Raw genomic sequence first — 21,625 nt, forward strand, 5'->3', positions numbered from 1 at the left:
CGATTGTCAAAAGTTGGAGCAGGCGGCAAAAAGTAAGGTCCGGGAGGGGTCAGTTTACCAAGGGCCTTCCGGTATCCTGCCTCTTCCGCGGCGCCAGGGCAGGCGGAATCCCCACCGGCAAGGGCCCGTCGTCCCAAGGGTGTTCGCCACGGGCGGATACGATGCATCCTATGAACAGCGCCAGCGCTCCGGGAGCAATGCAGCCTGCCTCGGAACTCGAAACCGGACCCGGGAAATCCAGCAAGGGCCGGGTGCTGGCCTGGGCTTCCTGGGACTGGGGCTCGGCGGCCTTCAACGCGGTGATGACCACCTTCGTCTTCACTGTCTATCTGACGTCCAAGGCTTTTGGCGGCGAGGACAACGCCTCGGCCGTGCTGGGCGCGGCATTGGCCGTTGCCGGGTTTGCCATCGCGCTGCTGGCGCCTGTCACCGGCCAGCGCTCTGATGCCGGCGGCCGGCGGAAACTGTGGCTGGGAGTGAACTCGGCCGCCGTCGCCATCCTTACGGCACTGTGCTTCTTTGTATTCCCGCACCCGGAATTCCTGCTCCTCGGGGCATCGCTGATCGCGCTGGGCAACGTGTTCTTCGAATTCGCCGGCGTCAACTACAACGCCATGCTGGCCCAGGTCTCCACGCCCCACAACATCGGGAAAGTCAGCGGCTTCGGCTGGGGTGCGGGCTACCTCGGCGGCATCGTGGCCCTCCTGATCGTCCTGCAGCTGTTTGTACAACCGGCCTTCGACTGGTTCGGCGCGTCCACCCAGGACAGCCTCAACATCCGGCTGGTGGCCGTCTTCTCCGCCCTGTGGTTCCTCGTCTTCGCCCTCCCGGTCCTGTTCGCCGTCCCCGAGCTGCCCCGGTCCACCCAGGCGGCCCGCCTCGGATTTTTTGCCAGCTACGGACTGTTGTTCCGGCGGATCAAGGCGATCTACGCCACCAGCCCGCACACCATCTACTTCCTGCTGGCCAGTGCGGTGTTCCGCGACGGCCTCGCCGCCGTCTTCACGTTTGGCGGCATCATCGCTGCCGGCACCTTCGGCTTTGCCCTCTCCCAGGTCATCTTCTTCGCGATCTTCGGGAACGTGGTGGCGGCCGTGGGCGCGGTGATCGGCGGCTTCCTGGATGACAAGGTGGGCCCGAAAGCCGTCATCACCGGTTCCCTGGTGGGGCTCCTGATCGCCGGAACGGCCATCCTGGTCCTGGGCAACGGGGACTATGTCTTCTTCGGCATGCAATGGGCCGGCAGCACCACGTTCTGGGTGTTCGGTCTCTTCCTCTGCCTGTTCGTCGGGCCCGCCCAGTCCGCATCCCGCGCCTACCTGGCCCGGCTCGCCCCGCACGGCGAATCCGGTGAGCTGTTCGGCCTCTACGCCACCACCGGCCGGGCCGTCAGCTTCCTGGCGCCGGCTCTGTTTACCCTCTGCATCACCGTGGCAACGCCGCTGGTGCCCGCCGGGCAGGCACAGCGGTGGGGCATCCTGGGCATCATGGTGGTCCTCCTGGCCGGGCTCCTGGTGCTGCTGCCGGTGAAGTCCCCGGAGAAGGCACCCATCGCGGTGGTCCCCGCCAGCTGAAAACACCCTCCGGGTCCTCTGCCAGGGCCCGACCAAGGGTTGCCAGGCAGACTAGGCTGGACGTATGAACGTGGACGAAACCAACCTTCCCGGCCTGGGCCGCAGGAAGGATTTCATGACCGCTTCCGGACGCCGCATCGGCGTCGTCGAGCGGCGGGAAGGCCAGACGGAACTGATCGTTTCCACCTGGGACGACCCCGATACCTGCCAGGTTTCCATTCCGCTCACCAGCGATGAAGCAGCCACCCTGGGCAACCTCCTGGGCGGCACGCACCTGGCCATGAAGCTCACGGAGGAACACAAGGACGTTCCCGGCATCGTCACCCGGCAGTTCTCCATCGCTGCGGATTCCCCGTTTCAGAACCAGCCCATGGGCAAGGCCTGCATCCGCACCCGCTGCGGCGTATCCATCGTGGCCATCATGCGCGAGGGCGAGGTACTGCCTTCGCCCGGGCCCGACGTCGTACTTCACCCCGGCGACCTGCTCGTGGCGGTTGGCACCCAGGAAGGCCTCGACTCAGCGGCCGATATCCTGCGCCACGGTTAGTTCCTATGGACCCGTTGGCCCTGACCCTCATTGAACTGGGGGCCGTTGTGTTCTGCCTGGGCCTGCTGGCCAGGCTGGCCGGACGGATCGGAATGTCGCCCATCCCGCTCTACCTGCTGGGCGGGCTGGCTTTTGGCGCCGGCGGGATCGTCAAGCTCGAAGGCATGCATGAGTTCGCACATCTCTCCGGCGAGATCGGCGTCATCCTCCTGCTGCTTATGCTCGGACTGGAATATACCGCGTCCGAGCTTTTCACCGGCCTGCGCCGGTCATGGCAGGCCGGTGTCCTGGACCTGGTCCTGAATTTCCTGCCCGGCGCCGGGCTTGCCCTGCTCTTGGGCTGGGGCGGCGTGGGGGCCATGGTCATGGGCGGCGTCACGTATATTTCCTCCTCGGGCATCGCCGCCAAGGTGATTACCGACCTCGGACGGCTTGGTAACCGCGAGACTCCGGTGGTGCTGTCCATCCTGGTCTTCGAGGACCTGGCCATGGCCGTTTACCTGCCCATCCTCACAGCCACGCTCGCGGGAGTCAGCTTCCTGGGCGGGCTCACCACGGTGGGAATCGCCCTGGCCGTGGTCAGCCTGGTGCTCATGGTGGCCCTGCGGCACGGCCACCACGTCTCCAAGGCTGTGCACAGCGAGAACTCCGAGGTCTTCCTGCTCAACGTCCTCGGGGCCGCGCTGCTGGTGGCGGGGGCCGCGTCAGCCATGCAGGTTTCAGCCGCGGTGGGGGCCTTCATGCTGGGCATCGCCATCTCGGGTGCCACGGCCCACAACGCCACCCGGATCCTTGAGCCGCTGCGGGACCTGTTTGCCGCCATTTTCTTCGTGGCGTTCGGGCTCAACACCGACCCCTCATCCATTCCCCCGGTCCTCGGCTGGGCCCTGGTCCTGGCGGCAGCCACCACGGCCACCAAAATGGCCACCGGGATCTGGGCCGCCAAGCGCGCCGGCATTGCACGGCCTGGTCGGTTCCGTGCCGGCGCCGCGCTCGTGGCCCGCGGCGAATTCTCCATCGTGATCGCCGGCCTGGCCGTTGCTTCGGGGGTGGTACCTCATGAGCTCGCGGCGCTGGCCACAGCGTACGTGCTGCTGATGGCAGTACTGGGCCCGCTGGCCGCGCGCTATGTGGAAGCGCTGGCCAGGCCGTTCCTGCGCAGGCCGGCCGTCGCCCCGCAGCTCTAGGCACACCGGCGGCACTGAGTACGCCCCCGGCACTGGCCCTTGCCGGTGCCGCTTTTTATTGCCGGGGCTAAATGCTGGTGCGGTGGAAGTTCAGGTGGCTCCGGCTGGCGGTCGGACCGCGCTGGCCCTGGTACCGGTTGCCGTACTCGCCCTGGCCGTAGGGGTACTCCGCGGCCGAGCTCAGCCGGAAGAAGCAGAGCTGCCCGATTTTCATGCCCGGCCACAGTTTGATGGGCAGGGTGGCCATGTTCGACAGCTCGAGGGTGACGTGGCCGGAAAAGCCGGGGTCGATGAAGCCTGCGGTGGAGTGCGTCAGCAGGCCGAGCCGGCCCAGGGATGATTTGCCTTCCAGGCGGGCCGCGATGTCATCCGGCAGCGTCACGGTTTCGTAGGTGGAACCCAGGACGAACTCCCCCGGGTGCAGGATGAAGGCCTCGTCCTGCTCCACTTCCACCAGCCGTGTCAGCTCAGGCTGCTCCTGCGCCGGATCAATGTGCGCGTACTTGTGGTTGTCGAACAACCGGAAGAACTTGTCGATCCGGACATCCACGGACGACGGCTGGACCATCGCGGGATCGAACGGTTCCAGCACGATCCGCTGGGAATCAATTTCGGCACGAATGTCGCGGTCAGAGATCAGCACCGTCCCAAATTACCGTATCGGTTATCCACAGCCACATTTCCCCGTTGTTGCTGTGGCCTTCTGGGGCTAATGTTGCCAATGATAGCCGCCGGAATGGTCTCCCGGAGGCGTAACAGAGCTGGGGATGTTTGTGAATAAATTGGTGGCGCCCTCTTTTGTTGGCGTGCTCTGCGCGTGGGCACTGGTCTCCTCATCAGTTGCGGGGCCTCCCGCGCCGTTGCAGGTGGGGCAGGCAGGGGCAGCGGGCATCTCGCTGGCGGCTCCCGTCGTGCACGACGCCGGGACGTCCGCCAGGGTGAACGGCACCGCCGGGAGCCTCACCCCCGCCGTGGACCCGGACATCCGGGTCGCTTCACCCCTGCCGAATGTCATCGCCGTGCCGACTGCAATATCCTCGCCAACTGCAACCGCACCCATGGCAGCTTCACCGTCCACGGCTGACGCTGCGGCCTCGACGGAAACGGCACCATCACCGGCGCCCTCCGTCGCTTCGGCGGAGCCGGCCCCGCAAACAGTTTCGATCCCGCCGCTGTGGGCGCCGGAACAGGAACTGGCTTCGCCTCCCGCCACTCCGCTGGCCGCCCCGGAGTCCGCCACCGCGCTGCCCTCCGCGGAGGCACTGGTCCCGGATTCCAACGCAGCGGCCATCCTCACAGTGTTCACCAGGATCAATGAGTACCGGGTGGCCAACGGCCTGAACAAGGTCAAGTACCACCCCACGGTGGCCGGCCTGTCGCAGGAATGGTCGGACAACATCGCCAGCCGCGAGGTAATCGAGCACCGGGCAAGCTTCTGGACCGATCCCCGCGCCCTCAGCCCCAATAACGGCGCCGGCGAGGTCATCGCCATCCGTACCGACCGTGACGCCGCCCAGTTGGTGGAATGGTGGAAGGGATCGCCGGGCCACAACGCCATGCTCCTGGACCCGCGTTTCAACGTGATGGGCGCCGGAATCTCCTACACCAACTCCACCTACCAGATCTGGGGTGTAGTGAACTTCTTCGGCTACACCTCGCTGCCGGCGGGCACTCTCGATTCCCCGGGCGGCGCAGGATCCAGCGGCGCTTTCCCGGCACCGCCGGCAAGCCTGTGCGATGCCCCGGTCAAGCACATGCCGCCCACCCTCAACCTCGCCGGTGCGGCCATCACGAGCCCGGCAGACCTCGTGTCGGTTGACTCCGCCGGGCAGCTCCTGGACAGGGCATCCACCGGGCCCCGCACCTATGCCACGGCCAAGGTGATCGGATCAGGCTTCAGCGGAGCCAAGGAAGTCTTCGTCACGGACTGGGACCGTGACGGCGCATACGACCTCCTGACCCAGTGGACCGGCGGCGACCTCACATTGCACCGCGGCAGCTCCGGCGGGGGGTTCCAGGCCGCCATCACTCTCGGCAGAGGCGGATGGAACACGCTGACCCTGGCAGTTGGCGGCTGGTGCGCCAACAACCGGATGCCCCAGATCCTGGCCCTGGATGGCGCCGGGAACCTGTTCCTCTACGCCAACAAGGGCACCGGTGACCTAGCGGAGCGTGCCACCGTTGCCACCGGCGTTTACGCTTCCCGCCTCGCCATGGTGGACTACGACGCCGACGGCTTCCAGGACCTGCTGGGACTGAAGGGCGACGGAAGCGTGCAGCTCTACCGCGGCTGGGGCACCACCGCCCTCCGTGCTGAGGCGCGGCCTACCGTGGCCACCGGCTGGACGGACGTCACGGGAATCAAGGCGCTGCGCAATGTCACGGGGCTGAACTCCACGGGCGTAGCGCTCCGCCGGGCCAACGACACCGTGCAGTACTGGGACCTGAGCGGCGGAAGCCTGGCCTCGGCGTCGACCATTGCCGGGCCCTGGACCGGGCAGCGGCTGGCGCAGTAAGCCCCGAACGCCGGCAGTGGCTCAGATGACCGGTTGAAGTTCCAGCACGTGCTTCAGCCGGTCCAGTTGGGCCACATCCGCGCTGACGCGGCGCTGCAGCATTCCGTTGAGGAACCCAAACCGGCTGAGGAAACCGAAGCGGCCCTCACGTTTGGCCTCAATGGCGAACCTGACCCGGGTCCCCGCGTCCTCGGTGCTCAGGTAGTAACCGCCCCACCGGGTGGCAGGCCCGGAAACAACGTGGAACTGGATTTCTGCACCGGGCCGAACATTGGTGATTTCCAGGTCCGCGGGGATGCTCAAGCCAGAGCGCCCCGCCACCATTTTGCGGTAGACGGCACCGGCGGCTTCGGCCGGCCCCTGCAGGAGCTTTACGCTGCGGACATCGTTCCGCCAGGCGGGGAGATTGGTGGCATCAAGGAGGTACTGGTAGACGGCCATGGCGTCGCGCTCTATGAGGACCTCGTATTCTGCGATTGCCATGTAGATATTTCCTGTGGTTGACGTCGGCTGCCGCAATAGCTGCCTCCCCCAATGCGGCCGCTACCCGGATCAGGTTAGCCAGCGCTCAACGCCCAAACCTAGCCGGCAGCGCCGGCGTTATTGAAGAGTTACTGGATGACGTCATGCGTGCCGGGACACGGAACCCGCCGCCTGCCGCGTTGGCGGGGAGCCGGGAGATCTGCGCTAAGCTAAGTTCTGCCCCGCGCGAGTGGCGGCACTGCGGCTGTAGCTCAATGGTAGAGCGCTAGCTTCCCAAGCTTGATACGCGGGTTCGATTCCCGTCAGCCGCTCTGATCCCCAGCTTCCCGTAAGGGGCAGCCTCCCCCTGATCCCATTAGGTGCACGGGTGTAGTGTCGGTAGCCAGGAACCTTTTCGGTTCCGCTACAGGAGCAATCATGGCTGATAAGTCCCCGCGTCAAACGGCATCAAAAAAGTCCGGCAAGTCCATCAAGGAAAAGCGCGCAGACAAGAAGGCCGCCGCGGCGCCGGCCAGCTCCCTGGACACCACGTCCACCAAGGCCGCTAAAAAGAAGTGAGTGGCCAACAGACCCAGCTGAGCCTGGGCGTCCTGGCCTCCACGCGGAAACCGGACGAGCGCCGTGTTCCCATCCACCCCCTGCACTTCGAGCGGATCGAACCCGGACTGCGGCAGCGCATCATCCTGGAGCAGGGCTACGGCGAGCGCTTCGGCGTCCCGGACAGCCACCTCGCACCTTTGGTGGGACGAATGGCGGCCAGGGCAGAGCTGTTGGCCGCGGCCGACGTCGTGCTCCTGCCCAAACCCCAGCCGGAAGACCTCGCCGACATGCGCGACGGGCAGGTCCTCTGGGGTTGGCCGCACTGCGTCCAGGACCGCGCCATCACCCAACTCGCCATCGACAAGAAGCTCACCCTCATCGCATTCGAGGCCATGAACCACTGGGCCAGCGACGGCGGGTTCGGCCTGCACGTGTTCCACAAGAACAACGAGCTCGCCGGATACTGCTCGGTCCTGCATGCGCTGGCATTGACGGGCTCCACGGGAGACTACGGACGCCGGCTGAGCGCCGTCGTGATCGGCTTCGGCGCCACGGCCCGGGGTGCAGTGACGGCGCTGAATGCGCACGGCATCCACGACGTCCAGGTGCTCACCAACCGCGGTGTGGCCGCGGTGGGCGCACCGATCCATTCGGTGAACATCGTGCAGTTTGACCACGACGCCGAGGCCCCCTTCCTGAGCCAGGTCATCACGGAGCGTGGCCGGGTTCCGCTGGCGCCGTTCCTGGCCGAAAGCGACATCGTGGTCAACTGCACGCTGCAGGACCCGAACAATCCCCTGACCTACCTGCGGACAGAGGACCTGGCGGGGTTCCGTCCGGGCAGCCTCATCATTGACGTCTCCTGCGACGAAGGCATGGGATTCAGCTGGGCGCGGTCCACCACGTTTGCCGATCCCATGTTCACGGTGGGTGAGCACATCAACTACTACGCTGTGGACCACAGCCCCTCCTACCTCTGGAACTCCTCCAGCTGGGAGATCAGCCAGGCACTGCAGCCGTTCCTCGAAACCGTGATGGCCGGCCCGGCCGCTTGGGAAGGCAACGACACCATTGCGCGGGCCATCGAGATCCGTGACGGTGTCATCCGCAATGAGGCCGTGCTCCAGTTCCAGGAGCGGGGCGCGGAGTATCCGCACCGGCCACTGCACCTGGCAACCCTCTAGGCGCCTGCGCGGCTAGGCTCCTGCGCGGCTGACGATCCTCACCGGGCGGCGGCCCTTCAGATCCATCCGAAGCTTCAGTCCGCCCTTCCGCGCCAGGATGACGCCCATCGTCATGGCCGCGAGTGCGGGGACGCCGCCGGAGACCAGCAGGGCAACATGGGGATCGGCATGTTCGGCGATCCAGCCCAGCATGGGGCCGCCCAGTGCCTGGCCGCCGATCAGCACCATGATGTACAGGCTCATCACCCGCCCGCGGATGCCCATGTTGGAACTGACCTGCACCAGCTGATTGGAGCCGGTGAGGAACATCAGGCACCAGAAGCCGGACAGCACCATGACGGCCCCAAACCACGGCATGGAGGGGGCAAGGGCGGCGAGGCAGAGCATCAGGCCGTACATTCCGGCGCAGAACACTACGGAACGCAGACGGAGCTGCCGACGCCGGGTGGATGCCACGGCGCCGGCCAGGGCACCGAGTGCCACCAGGGCGTTGAGGAGGCCGTACCCGCCGGCCCCCACCTGGAAGACATGGTCCGCGAAGGCGGCGAGCACCACGGGCAGGCTCATGGCGAAGACTGAGATGAAGCCGGCCATCAGCCACGGCCAATAGATGGTGGGCTTGCCCAGCGCGTAGCGCAGTCCCTCGCGGAGCATGCCCTTGCTTTTGGGTGCGGGGGCACTGACGTACAGCTGGTCCTTCCGCAGGATCAGGAGCATGGCAACAGTGGAGCAGCAGGCCACGGCGTTGGCGGCGAAGGCCCAGCCGGCCCCCACCGCTGTGAGGAGCAGCCCCGCAAGCGCAGGGCCGATCAGGCCGCCCAGTTGGAAGGTGGTGGAGTTGACGCTGATGGCGTTCCGCAGGTACTGGGGGCCAACGAGCTCGTTGACGAATACCTGGCGGGCCGGCTGGTCAAGGACGGTCACCAGACCCAGGACCAGGGCGATGGCGTAGACATGCCACACCATGATGGCGCCGGTGAGGGCCAGGGTGGCCAGTGTTGCGGCCAGAATGGCGGCCATGCCCTGGCAAAGGATGAGGATCTTCCGCTTGGCGAACCGGTCGGCGATCATGCCGCCCCATGGCCCCAGCAGCAGGGAGGGCAGGAACTGCAGCGCCACGGTGATGCCCACGGCGGTCACGGATCCCGAGAGCTGCAATACCAGCCAGTCCTGGGCGATCCGCTGCATCCAGATGGCGATGACCGCAATGAAATGGCCCGCGGCGAAGATCCGGAAGTTGGGCACCTTCAGCGAGATGAAGGTGTGCTTCCAGGGGAGCCGTTCCGTGACGACGGGAAGTGGCTGGGTCTGGCTGTCCGGCGGCGCTGAGCCCGCCGCGTCGATCACTGGCTGGGAGACGGAGGCCGACGAAGGCGGTGGGGGTGCCACAGGGGTGTCCTCAAAATTGCGGGCGGTCTGGGATGTCCTTAACGCTAGGCTGGCGGAGCAGATTATGGAGGCGTATGGTCCCTATAACTCGTATTGCGAAACGCAATGAACCATCAAGAGCAGAAGGCCGGGGAGCCCACTATGTTCGAGCCAGCCCAGCTGCGTTCCTTCCTCGCGGTGGCGGACACGCTCAGCTTCACCAAGGCCGCCGAGCGGCTGGGGCTGGCGCAGCCCACCATCAGCCAGCACATCCGCAAGCTCGAAGCCGCCGCCAAGCGCAGCCTGATTACCCGGGACACCCGCGACGTCCGGCTTACCGATAATGGCGATGCCATGGCAGGCTTTGCCCGGACCATCCTGTCCGCGCACGACGCCGCCGCCCGCTACTTCTCCGGCTCAGCAATGCGGGGACGCCTGCGGTTCGGCACCGCGGACGACCTCGCCATCACCGGGCTCCCCCGGATCCTGCGTGAATTCCGGCAGATCTACCCCCAGATCAACCTGGAACTGACGGTGGGTCAAAGCGACCAGCTGTACCGCAAGCTCAACGCCGGCCAGCTTGACCTGGTGTTCGTGAAATGGGTGGCCGGGGCAAAGGACGGCACCGTGGTCCAGCATGATTCGTTCTCCTGGGTGGGGCTGGAACAGACAGTGCTGGAGCCCGGGGCGCCCGTGCCGCTGATTGCCTACCCGGCCCCCAGCCTCAGCCGGAAGCTGGCCATCGATGCGCTGGAAGCCAACGGCAGGACCTGGCGGATCACCTGCACCACCCGCCAGATCAGCGGCGTGCTCGCGGCGGTTCGCGCCGGAATCGGCGTGGCCGTCATGCCCACGTCGCTGGTGCCCGAGGACCTGAAGATCATCACCCGGCGCTTCGACCTTCCCGCCGTGGGGGACGTGGATTTCACGCTGATCCGTAACCCGCTGGCGAACGCCGAAGTGATCGACGCCCTCACCCAATCGATCGTGGGCCGGACCATTAACCGCCAAACTTAACCCCTCACCGTCGCAATTTCCAGCATTTAGGGGAGTTAGGGGTCCGTGTCCATTGATAGGGGAAGTGGCATCCCCTATGCTGATCTCCAAGGTCAAGCAGCAGGCCAGTTCACCCAAAACAAGTGCGCATCCGCATGCCGGAACGCCGCCCTTGGGACAGGCAGCCAATGACGACAGCCAGGAACACCCATCTTAGTTCTGCACACGCGCGCCCGTACTCCGCAGCACGGCCGTCCACCCGCCAGAACACCCTCGGAACCGGACACGCCTCCGTAGACTCCGGATACGTGGGAAAACCCACCTGCGACAAATGCCGTACCGACGAATTCGTCTACCTTGAGTCGTACATTCCGCCCACGTACCGCCGTGACGGAACAGTGGCCACACTGGGCGAAGTGGCCTACACCTGCACCCGCTGTGAGGAATTCTCAGCCCACAACGTCCCCGTTACCTGGACACCGCCGGGCTGGTATCTGGGCTAGACCTCCTGGTCTCCGGGCTAAAGCGATAAGGCCGGGCAACCACCATCAGGTGGCTGCCCGGCCTTTTTAGCGCGGGGGTCTTAGCCCGGACGCCTCACTCCCGCACCGATCAGATCAGCGCGTCCGACAGGTGGTTCGGGGTGCCGAACCGGTGCCCGGTGATGCTGACGGCCTGTTCGTGCAGGAACGGCAGCAGTTCCACGCGTCCTGCCTCGGTGACGGCGTGGGCGTAGATGGCCAGGTCGGGCCGGCCGCCGGTGGCCTCAGCCAGCGCCGAGGCGTCGCCGCCGATCAGGCGGATGCGGGCACCGGACAGCTTGCCGGCGGAGGCGAGGTGTCCCGCCGAAGCCAGCCAGCCGGCGTCGGACTCCACCATCACCTCGATGTCCTGTGCGGTGAGCACGGAGCGCAGCTGGGCGGGAAGTTCGACGGCGGAGGACACGGTGACTGCGGATCCCGCCACAACACCGGCGGCCACGGTCCGGACAAGGTGCGCCAGCGGCGCGCCTTCGGACAGCCGGATGGTGACCGGCAGGCTGCGGTAGCGGAAGATGTTGCGCTCGGCACTCAGCCCGGAGACATCCTTTGCCGTGCCGAACTCCCCAGCCCATGCTGCGGCGTCGGAGGCCAGGGCACGCTGCACGGACTCGAGCTCGGCCGGCTGCAGGGCGGAGCCGGCCGCGTTGAGGATGCGGCTGACGGCCGGGTGTGTGATGGATGCCGTGGCGGTGCTGGCCGCGGGGGTCCAGTCACCCAGGCCGGCCAGGTAATTGGGGCCGCCCGCCTTGGTGCTGGCGCCGACGGCGGACTTCTTCCAGCCGCCGAAGGGCTGGCGCTGCACGATGGCACCGGTGATGCCGCGGTTGACGTAGAGGTTGCCGGCCTGGATGGTATCCAGCCAGATGCCCAGTTCCTCCGAGTTCAGCGAGTGCAGGCCGGCGGTGAGGCCGTACTCAATCTGGTTCTGGATGGCGATGGCCTCTTCCAGGGTGTCCGCGGTCATGACGCCCAGGACCGGGCCGAAGAACTCGGTCAGGTGGAAGTAGGAGCCGCGCTTGACGCCGTAGCGCACGCCCGGGCTCCAGAGCCGTCCGGTGTTGTCCAGCTTCTTTGGTTCCACCGCCCAGTTCTCGCCGTCACCCAGTGTGGTGAGGGCGTTGAGGAGTTTGCCGTTGGCGGGCTCGATGATCGGGCCCATCTGGCTGGTGGGATCCTCCGGATAGCCCACCTTCAGCGAGGTGACGGCGTCGATAAGCTGGTTGTGGAACCGCTTGGACCTTGCCACGGAGCCCACCAGGATCACCAGTGAGGCGGCGGAGCACTTCTGGCCGGCGTGGCCGAACGCGGAGTAGGCCACGTCCTTGGCCGCTAGGTCCAGGTCGGCGCTGGGGGTCACGATGATGGCGTTCTTGCCGCTGGTTTCGGCCAGCAGCGGCAGGTCCTTGCGGAAGGAGCGGAACAGTTCGGCGGTTTCGTAGCCGCCGGTGAGGATCACGCGGTCCACGGCCGGGTGGCTGATCAGCTGCGTGCCGAGCTCCCGCTCGCCGAGCTGCACCATGGTCAGCACGCCCTTGGGCACGCCGGCTTCCCACAGCGCCTCCACCATGACGGCGCCGCTGCGGGCGGCCTGCTTGGCGGGCTTGATGACGACGGCGGAGCCGGCGGCGAGTGCCGCGAGGGTGGATCCTGCGGGGATGGCGACCGGGAAGTTCCATGGCGGCGTGACAACGGTGAGCTTGGCTGGGACGAACGTGGCGCCGTCGACCATGTCCAGCTTGCGGGCGGACTCGGCGTAGTAGTGGGCGAAGTCCACGGCCTCGCTGACTTCCGGATCGCCCTGGTCAATGGTTTTGCCGGTTTCGCTGGCCATGACCTCCAGGAGGTCGGCCCTGCGCGCTTCCAGGATCTCGCCGGCCCGGTGCAGGATTTCAGCGCGTTCGTTGCCGGAGAGTTCACCCCAGGCCTTGCCCTTGTCCACGGCATTGGCGATGGCTGAGTTGAGGGTTTCTTCGTCGTTGATGAACGCGCCCTTCACCGAGGCGTTGCCCAGCGTGGAGGACGCGACGCGTTCCAGGATGGCGCGTCCCCAAGTGCGGTTGGCGGGCAGGGATGGATCGGTGTCCGGGGTGTTCTGGAAACCGCTGTGCGGCATGGGCTCCGGGGGCAGGTTGCGGTCCTGGCGGCGGTTGGGCTGCGGAACAATGTTGTCCAGGGCGTCCAGCGAGGAGAGGAAACGCTGCTTTTCGCGCTCGAAGAGCGTTTCGTTTTCGCTGAGTTCGAACACCGCGGACATGAAGTTGTCCTGGCTGGCGCCTTCTTCCAGGCGGCGGATCAAGTAGGCGATGGCCACGTCGAACTCGGCCGGGTGCACCACCGGCGTGTAGAGCAGCAGGGAACCTACGTCCTTCTTGACGGCCTCGGCCTGGCCCTGCGCCATGCCCAGCAGCATCTCGAACTCGATGCCGGATTCCACGCCGCGCTGCTTGGCCAGGAGCCAGGCGAAGGCGATGTCGAACAGGTTGTGGCCGGCAACGCCGATCCGGATGTTCTTGATCCGCTCAGGGTGCAGGGAGTAGTTGATGACGCTCTTGTAGCTGGTGTCAGAGTCCTGCTTGGAGCCCCAGGTGGCCAGCGGCCAGTCGTGCAGCGAGGACTCCACCTGCTCCATCGGCAGGTTGGCACCCTTGACCACGCGGACCTTGATGCCGGCGCCGCCCTTGGCACGGCGTTCAGCGGCCCAGTCCTGCAGGCGGATCATGGCGGACAGGGCATCCGGAAGGTAGGCCTGGAGCACGATGCCGGCCTCAAGGTCCTTGAACTCGGGCTTGTCCAGGATCCTGGTGAAGACCGCGATGGTCATGTCCAGGTCCTTGTACTCCTCCATGTCCAGGTTGATGAACTTGGCCTTCTTACCCGGGCCGGCGAAGGAGTTGGCGCGCTGGAAGAGCGGGGTGAGCTTTTCGACGACGTGTTCCACGGCTTCGTCGAAGGCCCAGGCCGAGTGCGGGGCAACGGTGGAGGAGACCTTGATGGAGACGTAGTCGACGTCGGGGCGCGCCAGCAGGGTGTGGGTGCCCTCGAGCCGGCGGGAGGCCTCGTGCTCCCCCAGGACTGCCTCGCCCAGGAGGTTGACGTTGAGCTTGATGCCGTCCTTGCGGATCTTGGCGATGGCCGGGCCCAGCTTGGCGTCGGTAGCGTCAACGATCAGGTGTCCCACCATCTCGCGGAGGACTTTGCGGGCGATGGGGATGACCACCTGCGGCATCACCGGGGCCATGGTGCCGCCCAGTGCCACGGCGCTGCGCATGTACCAGGGCAGGAAGGCCGGTACCTTCGGGGCCAGGGCGGCCAGGTTGCGGGCTGCCACGTTCAGGTCCTCGGGGCGGACCACGCCGTCCACGAAGCCAACGGTGAATTCCAGGCCGTTGGGGTCCTTCAGGACGCCGGCGAGCTGCTGGGCGGAGGCGTCCACCGGGACCTTGGCGGCCTCGGTGAGCCAGCGCCGGACCAGGGCCACTGCGTCATTGGCGAGGGCCTTTGCCTGGGGGACGTCGACGTCAACGGTCTGCTGTGCGGTACCGGTGGAAACTGCTGGTTCCATTGCAACGTGGGTCATGGTTTTTCCCGATCTTTCTGGCTCTGGGAGGAGGTCTTTCCACCAGTATGAGCTTCCGCTCACATAAGATAAAGCGATCTTTTCCAACCAATACAGGTTAGGAAAACCGATGCGTTGTCGGGCCTCCCATGCGCCCTTAAACTCCAAGCGGCAAGCCCGTCCCCTCCCGTTGCTCCATCACTTTTGGTCCCTAAAACGGCTGTTTAGGGACCAAAAGTGATAGAGGAACTGGTGTTGAGGGGCAGGGCTTGCCGCGCGTCCCGGGACAAACCGCCAAAAGTGGGCGGGCGTCCGGAGGGAGGGTTAGCCGACTGGCCGGTGCATCTCCACAATTTCCTGGTGCCGGGGGCTGTTGGGGTTCATCAGGGAGTGCTTGCGGCCGTAGCCGAAGTAGATGACCAGGCCGATGACCAGCCACACCCCAAACCGCAGCCAGGTTTCCCAGTGCAGCTGCAGCATCAGGAAGGCCGAGGCCAGGACACCGAAGGCCGGGACCAGAGGCATCAGCGGCAGGCGGAACGTGCGCGGCGCATCGGGGCGCTTGTAGCGGAAGATGATCACGGACAGGCAGACGACGACGAACGCGGCCAGGATGCCGATGTTGGTCAGGTCCGCGACCGCCTTGATGGGGAAGACGCCCGCCAGGAAAGCGGAGGCGATGCCGCCGATCCAGGTGACGCGCTGCGGGGTGCCGTGGCGGTCGGTCTTGGAGAACCAGCCGGGAAGCAGGCCGTCACGGCTCATGGAGAACCAGACGCGGGTGACGCCCAGCAGGAAGGTGAGCATCACGGTAAGGATGGACAGGACCGCGAACACGGAGATGATGGTGGCGATGACGGGCAGGCCTACCGAGGTGAAGGCGGAGGCGAAGCCGGCCTTGGGGTCGATGTCCTTGTAGTTCTGCATGCCGGTCAGCACCAGGGTGGCGGCAACGTAGAGCAGCATGGCGATGATGAGCGAGAGCACAATGGCCTTGGGCATATGCTTCTTGCCGTCCTTGGCTTCCTCGGCCGCGGTGCTCATGGCGTCGTAACCGAAAACTGCGAAGAAGACGGTGGCGGAGCCGGCAACCACTGGGCCGAAGCCGCTGGGCATGAACGGGTTGTAGTTGTTGGTGTCGATGTAGAACACGCCGAGCCCGATGATGAAGAGGATCAGGATCACCTTGATGGCCACGGCGACGAGCTCGAACCTACCGAAGGCCTTGGTGCCGCGGGAGAGGATCCAGGTGACCAGGAGGCAGACCAGAATGGCGGGGATGTTGACGATGCCGCCCTTGCCCTCGTCTGCGGTGGAGGTCATCCAGGTGGGCAAATGGATGCCGATGCCGGACAGGAAGGCGTCAAGGTAGCCGGAGATGCCGATGGCCACCACGGCCACAATGGCGATGTATTCCAGCAGCAGGTCCCAGCCAATGAACCAGCCGATCACCTCGCCAAGCGCTACATAGCCGTAGGTGTAGGCAGAGCCGGCGCGCGGGATCATGCCCGCGAACTCTGCGTAGGACAGGGCTGCGGCCGCTGAGGCCAGGCCTGCAATAAGGAAGGAAATCAATACCGCGGGCCCCACCCCGGGTGTACTTTCGCTGCCGGCGGCCACCAGTCCCGCAAGGGAAAAGATGCCGACGCCGATAATTCCGCCAACGCCGATGGCGGTGAGCTGCCACAGCCCAAGGGACTTAAACAGTCCGCTGTGCTTGTTTTCTTCTTCGATGTCATCAATGGGCTTTCGCCGCATGATCGATTGGCTCAAGTCTTTACTGCTCATCAGGGACTCCTGCTCGGGGGTGCGACCCCGCCGCGGCACGCCAAGCAAACTGGCTGTGACGGGGGTAACTCGGTTTCAACAGTATGCGTGCGCGGTTGCGTTAGATAAAGTGGCTACTTCTAACCTATATTCGTTAGTTTCAGTTAGGAATCCGTCATGCTTGACGTTCGCAGGCTCCGGCTGCTCCGTGAGTTAAGCATCCGGGGGACGCTCGCCGAGGTGGCTGAGGCACTGCAGTACAGCCCGTCGTCGGTATCGCAGCAGCTGGCCCTCCTGGAGAAGGAAGTGGGCGTGGAACTGCTCCGGAAGACGGGGCGGCGGGTGCAGCTGACGCCCCAGGCCGAGGTGCTGGTGGCGCACACGGCACAGCTGCTCGAAACCATGGAGCAGGCGGAGGCGGACTTGGCCGCATCCCTGACCACCGTCACCGGCACGGTCCGGATCGCGGTGTTCCAGTCCGCGGCGCTGGCCCTGATGCCGGACACCTTGACCCGGATGGCCGCCACCTATCCCGAGGTCCGGATCGAAATGATCCAGCGTGAGCCCGAGACCGCCCTGCATGAGACGTGGGCGCGCGACTTCGACCTGGTGATCGCCGAGCAGTATCCCGGGCACGCTGCGCCGCGCTACCCGGAGCTGGACCGGATCAAGCTGACCACCGACGCCATCCGGCTGGCTGTTCCCCCGGCGTCCGACGGCGGCTCCTCCATCCGTTCGCTGGAGGACACGGCGGAGCTCGCCTGGGTCATGGAACCGAGGGGTGCGGCGTCGCGCCACTGGGCGGAGCAGGCGTGCCGCAGCGCCGGCTTCGAGCCGGATGTCCGCTTTGAGACCGCCGACCTGCAGGCCCAGGCCCGGCTTATCGAGTCCGGCAACGCCGTGGCCCTGATGCCGGACCTGGTGTGGACCGGCCGCGGCACCACGGCCCAGCTGCTGGAGCTTCCCGGCACGCCGCACCGCACCATCTTTACCTCGGTCCGCCGCTCCAGCGCCCAGCGCCCCGCCATCCTGGCCGCCCGGGAAACCCTCGCTGCGGCCGCCGCCGCCGTGGCAAGGGACAACGCCGGGTGACCGGCCGCCGTCGTCCGCGTGCCAACCTGCGAGGTCAGGCACCACTTCGTTGCGCAGGCGCACCCCCTGCGCAGTGAGATCCGGCATCGCTGCGCGGGCGTGCACGTGAAAGGCGTTATGTTTCCTGCGTCACTGCGGGTGAGGGGCCGCAGGTCTAGACTGGAGCCGTTATGAATCGAACAATGTTCAAGTCCAAAATCCACCGGGCCACCGTCACGCACGCCGACCTGCACTATGTAGGCTCGGTCACCGTGGACCTTGACCTGCTCGAGGCTGCCGACATCCTGCCCGGCGAGCTGGTGTCCATTGTGGATGTCACCAACGGCGCGCGGCTTGAGACCTACACCATCGCCGGCGAGCGCGGCTCCGGCGTGATCGGCATTAACGGTGCAGCGGCGCACCTTATGCACGAGAACGACATCGTCATCCTGATTACGTACGCCCAGATGACCAGTGAAGAGGCCAAGGCCTACGATCCCCGCGTGGTCCATGTGGACGCAAACAACCGGATCATCCAGCTGGGCAACGATCCCGCAGAGGGACTCACCCCCGGCATGATGCGCCCCCCTTTCGCGCTTAACAACGCCACCCTGTAACCGGAGCGTGCGTCCCGGTCCAGTCCTCCGTTGTGCCCAAAAGGCTGATCCTTGCTAGGGGTGCTGGCGGGGTTTTTCGTGGTCTGGTGCATCATCCTGGTGGGGTGGTTCGTGGGCCGGCGGAGAATCCTCGGCGATAACGCACGGCCCGTGCTCAGCGGGCTCACGTTCTTCGTCGCCAGCCCCGCACTGCTTTTCGAAACCCTCAGCAAGGCCCGCCTGCAGGAAGTGTTCGCCGAACCGCTGCTGGTTACCGCGGTGGCCGCCATTATTACCGCCGCCGCATTCTTCGCCCTCGCCAGGTTCTGGCTGAAGCGGGCACTCCCCGAAGCGCTGATGTCCGCCATGTCCGCATCGCTGGCAAACTCCGCAAACCTGGGTATTCCCATTGCGGTATATGTCCTGGGTGATGCCAGTTATGTAGCGCCGCTGCTGATCTTCCAGCTGGCATTCTTCACGCCAATGTTCCTGATGATCCTGGACTCGAGCACCAGCACGCACCGCACCACCGCAGTGGGGTTTTTCCTGATGATCCTGCGGAACCCCATGATCGTGGGTTCGGGCCTGGGGTTGCTGGTGGCCGGCACGGGCTTCCAGGTTCCGGCGCTGGTGATGGAGCCCATCCACCTGATCGGCGGCGCCGCGATTCCTGCCATGCTGATCGCTTTCGGGATGAGCCTGAACGGCACCCGCCCGCTGCAGGCTTCCGCCGGCCGGCGGGTGGACACGCTGCTGGCGAGCGGCTTCAAGCTGGCGGTCCAGCCGGCCCTTGCCTATGTTTTCGCCCGCTTCGCCTTGGGGATGGACGGGCACGCGCTGTTCGCGGTGGTGGTCACGTCGGCCTTGCCCACCGCTCAGAACGTGTTCGTGGCCGCCAGCCGGTACCAGACCGGGCTTACGGTGGCCAAGGACACCGTGCTGATCACCACCGTGGTGGCAGTGCCGGCGATGATCGGCGTCGCGCTCTTGCTGGCGTAAGGCTGCTTTACAACGTGACCACAACCGCAGCTTGGAGGGCTGATGAACACTGTTCTTGACACCGTGGTGATCGGCGGCGGCGCCATGGGCTCTGCGGCCGCGTGGGCGTTGTCGCGCCGGGGCCGGCAAGTGACGCTGGTGGAGCAGTTCGGTCCGGGGCACAAGATCGGCGCGTCGCACGGGGCAACCCGAAACCTGAACCCCGGCTACCACCGGCCGGAGTATGTGGCCATGCTGGCCGAGGGGCTGGCGCTCTGGGACGAGCTGGAGCAGGAAAGCGGTACGCAGCTGCTGGCGCGCACCGGCATCGTCAACCACGGCCCGGGCGGGGACCTCCAAATGGTTTCGGATGCCCTCACCGCTGCCGGGATCCGCGCCGAATTCCTGGACCCGGCGGAGGCCCAGGAACGCTGGCGCGGCATCCGTTTCGACCAGCAGGTCCTGCATATGCCCGACGGCGGCCAGCTCAACCCTGACGCGGCGCTGCCGGCTTTCCAGCGGCTGGCGGCCGCCCGGGGCGCCGAGATCAGGCACCACACCAAGGTGGTGGACTTCGAGGTGTTCGACGACGGCGTGCGGCTGACGCTGGAATCGGCTGCGGGCACCGAGGTGGTCACGGCAGCGCAGGCAGTGGTGACGGCGGGCGCCTGGACGGAGAAGCTGCTGGAGATGGCTTCCGGCAGGGTTTCAGGCAAGGACGCCGCCGCGATCCGGATTCCCCGGCTCAGGGTGACCCAGGAGCAGCCGGCGCATTTCCGGGTGGCGGACGCCGGCGCAGCGTGGCCCGGCTTCAACCACTACCCGGGCCCGGACTACCGGGGCTGGTACTCCCCCGTCTACGGCATGCAGACCGCGGGCGAGGGCATCAAGGCCGGCTGGCACGGGGTGGGCCCGGTGGTGGATCCGGACCACCGGGATTTCCGGCCCGAACCGACCCAGCTCGCAGCCCTGCAGGATTACGCGCGGCAGTGGTTGCCTGGAGTGGACCCCGATGACCTGGAGGCCATCAGCTGCACGTACACCACCACGCCGGACGAGGACTTCATCCTGGACCGTGTGGGGCCGGTGGTGATCGGTGCGGGCTTTTCCGGCCACGGCTTCAAGTTCACGCCGGTGGTGGGGCGGATCCTGGCTGATCTTGCCACGGGGACCCGGCCCGCGCCGTCGATCTTCCGCGCGTCCCGCCAGGCACCCTAACTGGCGCGGCCCTCCGGGCTGGGCACAGATTCCTCAACGGGTTCCGCGTCAGGTTCCCCAGTTTCCGCCGCCGGTTCCGCCGTTTCCGCCTTGACCGCGGGCATGGCCAGCACAGCAGCAACGGTCAGCAGTCCGGCCACCAACGCTGCCAGGAACACGGCCCCGGATGCGGAAATCACGGTGGCGGGGTCCCCCTCGCCGCCGCTGCTGCTGCCGCCGTAAATGGAGTTGGCCACGGCACCGAACACGGCCACGCCCAGGGCACTGCCGATGGAGCGGGCAAACATGTTGGTGCTGGTCACCACGCCGCGCTCGTGCCAGGGCACGCTGGACTGGGCGGCGATCAGGGTGGGGGTGGCCAGCAGGCCCAGGCCGAGCCCGACGACGAAGCAGCTGATGGCGATCAGCGCCACGTTGGGTGCAGCCGCGGTCAGCGAAAGGATCAGCAGGCCCACCACGGAGATGGCGATGCCGATCAGGGCCGTGGACTTGAAGCCGATCCGCAGGTAGAACTTGCCGGCCTGCGAGGCGCTGAGCGGCCAGCCGAGGGTCAGGGCCGCAAGGGCCAGGCCGGCCACCAGGGGCGAGGAGGACAGTGCCCCCTCCAGGAAGGTTGGTACGTAGGAGGTCAGGCCGATCATCACCGAGCCAACTCCGAAGGACACCAGCGCGGTGGTGCCCAGCAGGCGCCGCGAGACCACCCAGGAGGGCAGGATGGGTTCGGCCGCCCGCCGCTCCACCAGGAGGAACGCTGCCAGCAGGACCGCGCCCACTGCAAAGACGCCAATGCTGATGGGCGAGTTCCAGGCCCAGGCCTGGCCGCCCTGGAGGGCGCCGAGGATGAGCAGTCCGAGCGAGCCAGCCAGGAGTACGGCGCCGGCATAGTCCACCTTGTGCTTTGCACGTTCCACGTTTTCATGAAGGGTGCGGACCAGCATCCAGCCTGCCAGCAGGCAGAGCGGGACATTGACCAGGAAGATGCCACGCCAGATGCCCAGCGCGGAGAAAATACCGCCCAGGCTGGGGCCCACTACCGAGGAGATGGCCCAGACGCTGGCCAGGTAGCCCTGGACCTTGGCGCGCTCCTGCAGGGTGTAGATGTCGCCCGCGATGGTGATGGACACCGGCAGCACCGCGCCGGCGCCCAGTCCCTGCAGGGCGCGGAAGGCAATCAGCGACGGCATGCTCCAGGCCAGCCCGCAGAGCACGGAGCCCAGCAGGAACAGGCCGATGCCGGTCAGGATGATGGGCTTGCGGCCCGCCATGTCCGAGAGCTTGCCGTAAATGGGCACGGTCACGGCCTGCGCCAGCAGGTAGGCGGAGAAAAGCCAGGGGAAGGAGGAGAAGCCGCCCACGTCCCGGACGATCGACGGCACGGCCGTGGCCACGATGGTGGAGTCGATGGCCACGAGTCCCGTGGACAGCATGAGGGCGATGAGGATGGGCCCACGGTCGGACCGGAAGCCTACGCCTTCCTTTGCGTTCGCTTGTGCCTTCGCCAT

The 21,625-nt window shown here is 66.3% G+C and carries 18 protein-coding genes and 1 tRNA gene; 13 read left to right on the top strand and 6 right to left on the bottom strand.

Annotated elements, in window-relative coordinates:
* The first annotated feature begins 170 nt into the window (after positions 1-170).
* From FBY33_RS03680 to FBY33_RS03690, 3 genes are all read left to right on the top strand, one after another.
* Positions 171-1,574, top strand: a complete 1,404-nt coding sequence (locus FBY33_RS03680; protein ID WP_142029349.1) for an MFS transporter — start codon at positions 171-173, stop codon at positions 1,572-1,574.
* Between the two features lie 64 nt (positions 1,575-1,638).
* Positions 1,639-2,121, top strand: a complete 483-nt coding sequence (locus tag FBY33_RS03685) for a TrkA C-terminal domain-containing protein (protein WP_142029350.1) — start codon at positions 1,639-1,641, stop codon at positions 2,119-2,121.
* Positions 2,122-2,126: 5 nt separating this feature from the next.
* Entirely contained in the window at positions 2,127-3,308 is a 1,182-nt protein-coding gene (locus FBY33_RS03690; protein ID WP_056331513.1) for a cation:proton antiporter, read from the top strand.
* A gap of 67 nt (positions 3,309-3,375) precedes the next feature.
* Here FBY33_RS03690 and dcd read toward each other — a convergent pair whose 3' ends face one another.
* Positions 3,376-3,951 carry a dCTP deaminase gene (dcd, locus tag FBY33_RS03695; protein WP_018769967.1) on the bottom strand — a complete coding sequence of 192 codons (576 nt, stop codon included), beginning with the start codon at positions 3,949-3,951 and terminating at the stop codon, positions 3,376-3,378.
* A 142-nt stretch (positions 3,952-4,093) separates the two neighbouring features.
* Between dcd and FBY33_RS03700 the strand changes: the two genes are divergently transcribed.
* Positions 4,094-5,824, top strand: a complete 1,731-nt coding sequence (locus FBY33_RS03700) for a CAP domain-containing protein (protein WP_442858314.1) — start codon at positions 4,094-4,096, stop codon at positions 5,822-5,824.
* 21 nt (positions 5,825-5,845) lie between these two features.
* Here FBY33_RS03700 and FBY33_RS03705 read toward each other — a convergent pair whose 3' ends face one another.
* The gene (locus FBY33_RS03705) at positions 5,846-6,307 is read right to left on the bottom strand and encodes an SRPBCC family protein (protein WP_142029352.1); all 462 of its coding nucleotides are present in this window, start codon (positions 6,305-6,307) and stop codon (positions 5,846-5,848) included.
* Positions 6,308-6,547: 240 nt separating this feature from the next.
* Here FBY33_RS03705 and FBY33_RS03710 point away from each other — a divergent pair.
* The 3 genes from FBY33_RS03710 to FBY33_RS03715 all read left to right on the top strand — a co-directional run bounded on the left by FBY33_RS03710 (position 6,548) and on the right by FBY33_RS03715 (position 8,031).
* Positions 6,548-6,618: transfer RNA gene (locus tag FBY33_RS03710), tRNA-Gly, on the top strand.
* Between the two features lie 106 nt (positions 6,619-6,724).
* Positions 6,725-6,865 carry a hypothetical protein gene (locus FBY33_RS20445; RefSeq protein WP_200831312.1) on the top strand — a complete coding sequence of 47 codons (141 nt, stop codon included), beginning with the start codon at positions 6,725-6,727 and terminating at the stop codon, positions 6,863-6,865.
* The gene (locus FBY33_RS03715) at positions 6,862-8,031 is read left to right on the top strand and encodes a N(5)-(carboxyethyl)ornithine synthase (protein ID WP_142029353.1); all 1,170 of its coding nucleotides are present in this window, start codon (positions 6,862-6,864) and stop codon (positions 8,029-8,031) included. Before FBY33_RS20445 ends, FBY33_RS03715 begins: the two co-directional genes overlap by 4 nt.
* Positions 8,032-8,043: 12 nt before the next feature.
* On the opposite strand, the gene FBY33_RS03720 is transcribed toward FBY33_RS03715, so the two are convergent.
* On the bottom strand, positions 8,044-9,420 hold the full coding sequence (locus FBY33_RS03720; RefSeq protein WP_142029354.1) for an MFS transporter: 1,377 nt from the start codon (positions 9,418-9,420) through the stop codon (positions 8,044-8,046).
* Positions 9,421-9,561: 141 nt separating this feature from the next.
* On the opposite strand from FBY33_RS03720, the gene FBY33_RS03725 reads away from it, so the two are divergent.
* Positions 9,562-10,416, top strand: a complete 855-nt coding sequence (locus FBY33_RS03725; protein ID WP_142029355.1) for a LysR substrate-binding domain-containing protein — start codon at positions 9,562-9,564, stop codon at positions 10,414-10,416.
* A 287-nt stretch (positions 10,417-10,703) separates the two neighbouring features.
* Complete coding sequence (locus FBY33_RS20590) at positions 10,704-10,898, top strand: hypothetical protein (protein WP_235010440.1); 195 nt, start codon at positions 10,704-10,706, stop codon at positions 10,896-10,898.
* A 109-nt stretch (positions 10,899-11,007) separates the two neighbouring features.
* Here FBY33_RS20590 and FBY33_RS03735 read toward each other — a convergent pair whose 3' ends face one another.
* The gene (locus FBY33_RS03735) at positions 11,008-14,514 is read right to left on the bottom strand and encodes a bifunctional proline dehydrogenase/L-glutamate gamma-semialdehyde dehydrogenase (protein ID WP_142029357.1); all 3,507 of its coding nucleotides are present in this window, start codon (positions 14,512-14,514) and stop codon (positions 11,008-11,010) included.
* 303 nt (positions 14,515-14,817) lie between these two features.
* A complete protein-coding gene (locus tag FBY33_RS03740; protein ID WP_142029358.1) occupies positions 14,818-16,281 on the bottom strand; it encodes an amino acid permease in 1,464 nt (487 codons plus the stop codon).
* 156 nt (positions 16,282-16,437) lie between these two features.
* Between FBY33_RS03740 and FBY33_RS03745 the strand changes: the two genes are divergently transcribed.
* The 4 genes from FBY33_RS03745 to FBY33_RS03760 all read left to right on the top strand — a co-directional run bounded on the left by FBY33_RS03745 (position 16,438) and on the right by FBY33_RS03760 (position 20,123).
* Positions 16,438-17,352 carry a LysR substrate-binding domain-containing protein gene (locus FBY33_RS03745; protein WP_142029359.1) on the top strand — a complete coding sequence of 305 codons (915 nt, stop codon included), beginning with the start codon at positions 16,438-16,440 and terminating at the stop codon, positions 17,350-17,352.
* 170 nt (positions 17,353-17,522) lie between these two features.
* Positions 17,523-17,948 (top strand): aspartate 1-decarboxylase, encoded by a 426-nt coding sequence (gene panD, locus FBY33_RS03750; RefSeq protein WP_200831313.1) that lies wholly within the window; start codon positions 17,523-17,525, stop codon positions 17,946-17,948.
* Between the two features lie 51 nt (positions 17,949-17,999).
* A complete protein-coding gene (locus FBY33_RS03755) occupies positions 18,000-18,926 on the top strand; it encodes an AEC family transporter (protein ID WP_142029360.1) in 927 nt (308 codons plus the stop codon).
* Positions 18,927-18,968: 42 nt separating this feature from the next.
* Positions 18,969-20,123 carry an FAD-dependent oxidoreductase gene (locus FBY33_RS03760; RefSeq protein WP_142029361.1) on the top strand — a complete coding sequence of 385 codons (1,155 nt, stop codon included), beginning with the start codon at positions 18,969-18,971 and terminating at the stop codon, positions 20,121-20,123.
* Here the strand turns inward: FBY33_RS03760 and FBY33_RS03765 are convergent.
* Positions 20,120-21,625 (bottom strand): MFS transporter, encoded by a 1,506-nt coding sequence (locus tag FBY33_RS03765; RefSeq protein WP_142029362.1) that lies wholly within the window; start codon positions 21,623-21,625, stop codon positions 20,120-20,122. The two genes, FBY33_RS03760 and FBY33_RS03765, sit on opposite strands and share 4 nt — an antisense overlap.

The sequence above is a fragment of the Arthrobacter sp. SLBN-112 genome (genome assembly GCF_006715225.1).
GTDB lineage: Bacteria > Actinomycetota > Actinomycetes > Actinomycetales > Micrococcaceae > Arthrobacter.

Coding starts and splice junctions, on each gene's coding strand:
- FBY33_RS03680 (WP_142029349.1), top strand. CDS start 171: ATGAACAGCGCCAGCGCTCCGGGAGCAATGCAGCCTGCCTCGGAACTC.
- FBY33_RS03685 (WP_142029350.1), top strand. CDS start 1,639: ATGAACGTGGACGAAACCAACCTTCCCGGCCTGGGCCGCAGGAAGGAT.
- FBY33_RS03690 (WP_056331513.1), top strand. CDS start 2,127: ATGGACCCGTTGGCCCTGACCCTCATTGAACTGGGGGCCGTTGTGTTC.
- FBY33_RS03705 (WP_142029352.1), bottom strand. CDS start 6,307: ATGGCAATCGCAGAATACGAGGTCCTCATAGAGCGCGACGCCATGGCC.
- FBY33_RS20445 (WP_200831312.1), top strand. CDS start 6,725: ATGGCTGATAAGTCCCCGCGTCAAACGGCATCAAAAAAGTCCGGCAAG.
- FBY33_RS03725 (WP_142029355.1), top strand. CDS start 9,562: ATGTTCGAGCCAGCCCAGCTGCGTTCCTTCCTCGCGGTGGCGGACACG.
- FBY33_RS03735 (WP_142029357.1), bottom strand. CDS start 14,514: ATGACCCACGTTGCAATGGAACCAGCAGTTTCCACCGGTACCGCACAG.
- FBY33_RS03740 (WP_142029358.1), bottom strand. CDS start 16,281: ATGAGCAGTAAAGACTTGAGCCAATCGATCATGCGGCGAAAGCCCATT.
- FBY33_RS03745 (WP_142029359.1), top strand. CDS start 16,438: ATGCTTGACGTTCGCAGGCTCCGGCTGCTCCGTGAGTTAAGCATCCGG.
- panD (WP_200831313.1), top strand. CDS start 17,523: ATGAATCGAACAATGTTCAAGTCCAAAATCCACCGGGCCACCGTCACG.
- FBY33_RS03760 (WP_142029361.1), top strand. CDS start 18,969: ATGAACACTGTTCTTGACACCGTGGTGATCGGCGGCGGCGCCATGGGC.
- FBY33_RS03765 (WP_142029362.1), bottom strand. CDS start 21,625: ATGGCGAAGGCACAAGCGAACGCAAAGGAAGGCGTAGGCTTCCGGTCC.